Raw genomic sequence first — 1,829 nt, forward strand, 5'->3', positions numbered from 1 at the left:
AATCAAATGTCGCCACGGTCACTGAGCGGAGCCGAAGTGACGTTTTTGTCTTCGACTCCGCTCAGACAACAGAATCAAATGTCGCCACGGTCACTGAGCGGAGCCGAAGTGCCGTTTTTGTCTTCGACTCCGCTCAGTCAACAGAATCAAATGTCGCCACGGTCACTGAGCGGAGCCGAAGTGACGTTTTTGTCTTCGACTCCGCTCAGACAACGAAGTCGCGTATCTCTTAGGACACTGAGCGGAGCCGAAGTGCCGTTTTTGTCATCGACTCCGCTCAAACAACGAAGTCGCGTATCTCTTCGGACACTGAGCGGAGCCGAAGTGCCGTCATTTCACATCCAGCACCACATATCTCACTTTCTTTCGTTTCCAAGTGTAAGTTATATGCACTTTGCCATCTGACGTTTGAATCACTGCTGGATATGAAAATTCCATTTTAGGCTCATTTTCTAAAACCACAAACGGTTTCCATTCTTTCCCATCATCTGAAATCGCAACATTTAATGGAGACCGTTTTCCGCCCCACAGTTCTTCACTTTTGCCAACATGATTGTAAACCAACAATTGTCGGCCATCTTTAAGGGTAACTGCATCTGTTCCCGAATTTGGATTTGGCAATGAAATGGGCTTCAATGACGACCAAGTCTTTCCATTATCTTTTGAAAAAGCTTCTAGAATATAGCTATTCTTACTTCTACACAGGATCTGCAGTTGGCCGTCTTCTGTAAACAAAATGCTCGGTTGGATAGCCGAAAACTCTTTACCATCATTTATGGCAGCAGTTTTTGTCCAAGTTTTGCCTGCATCTTTGGTCATTTCAAAATGTACCCGCCAGCCATTATCCTCAGAACTTGTGGGACATAGTAAAGTACCATCGCTCAAAAGCTCAGGTTTGTTTTTTATCGGCCCATAGATTCCATCAGGCAGTTTTTCAGCTGCCGACCAAGTCTTTCCTCCATCAAAAGACCTTTTTATCATTCCCCACCAAGTAGATGGACTCGGGCCCACTTTATAAAACAATATCAATTCCGCTCCAGGCATTTGAAACAAAACGGGATTCCAAGTCGGATATCTTTTCTTCGGGCTTTCCACCCCATTGGCTACTTCAACTGGTGCAGTCCATTTGCCATTTTCTATTCTACTCACCCAAATACCCACATCTGGGTCTCTTTCTGCTGTTCCGCCAAACCATGCTGCAACTATTCCAGAAGGGGTTTCGGCCAACGTAGATGCATGGCAAGAAGGGAAAGGAGCATTTTCGTAAATAAATTCGGATTTGATAATGGGGCTTTGGGCGAAGGAAGCTTGGATTCCAATCAGGAAAATTATTATTTTCTTCATCATTTATATTGGGTTGAAAACTTTAAGATTTAAATCTAAATAAAAATAACCTTTGATGGAAATTTAGCATGTTTTTTAATTCATTATTTCGATTAACAATGAGAGCTCTTATTTGCCTTAATCAGACTATGACCATAATAAATAGATTAATTCAGGAGTTTAATTTGCCATATTTCTAAAATAATCATTTCATTTTTTTCTCGGATGATAATATTATCTCCAAAAAAATGCTTAATTTTTCCAATCAAAATATGCCAAGACCAAACCTATGATGAAGATTTTCAAATTACTCTTTAACTTTTTCCTCCTTTTTTCCTTAAACCTAAAAGCTCAGAATGTCGTTTGGCAGGAAAACGACTATTTTATGATTGAATCGGGCGAGATTCAAAAATATGCTTTACCTGAAAATAAAAAATCGACTTTTGTAGATAAAGCTAACCTAACTCCCAAAAATTCGAATAGCCCAATTGAACCCAAAAGCTTTG

Annotated in this window: 3 protein-coding genes; 1 reads left to right on the top strand and 2 read right to left on the bottom strand. The window is 40.5% G+C overall.

Annotated features, from left to right (window positions below):
• Window positions 1-146: 146 nt before the first annotated feature.
• Both EGI24_RS14135 and EGI24_RS14140 read right to left on the bottom strand, forming a co-directional pair.
• Complete coding sequence (locus tag EGI24_RS14135) at window positions 147-281, bottom strand: hypothetical protein (protein WP_255049105.1); 135 nt, start codon at window positions 279-281, stop codon at window positions 147-149.
• Window positions 282-330: 49 nt separating this feature from the next.
• Window positions 331-1,347 (bottom strand): exo-alpha-sialidase, encoded by a 1,017-nt coding sequence (locus tag EGI24_RS14140; protein ID WP_409035486.1) that lies wholly within the window; start codon window positions 1,345-1,347, stop codon window positions 331-333.
• A 265-nt stretch (window positions 1,348-1,612) separates the two neighbouring features.
• Between EGI24_RS14140 and EGI24_RS14145 the strand changes: the two genes are divergently transcribed.
• Window positions 1,613-1,829, top strand: a 217-nt coding sequence (locus EGI24_RS14145) for a hypothetical protein (protein ID WP_255049106.1), incomplete at its 3' end; no start/stop codon positions are given.

Source organism: Lacihabitans sp. CS3-21, from assembly GCF_024343675.1.
Classification (GTDB): Bacteria; Bacteroidota; Bacteroidia; order Cytophagales; family Spirosomataceae; genus Leadbetterella.

Coding starts and splice junctions, on each gene's coding strand:
- EGI24_RS14140 (WP_409035486.1), bottom strand. CDS start 1,347: ATGATGAAGAAAATAATAATTTTCCTGATTGGAATCCAAGCTTCCTTC.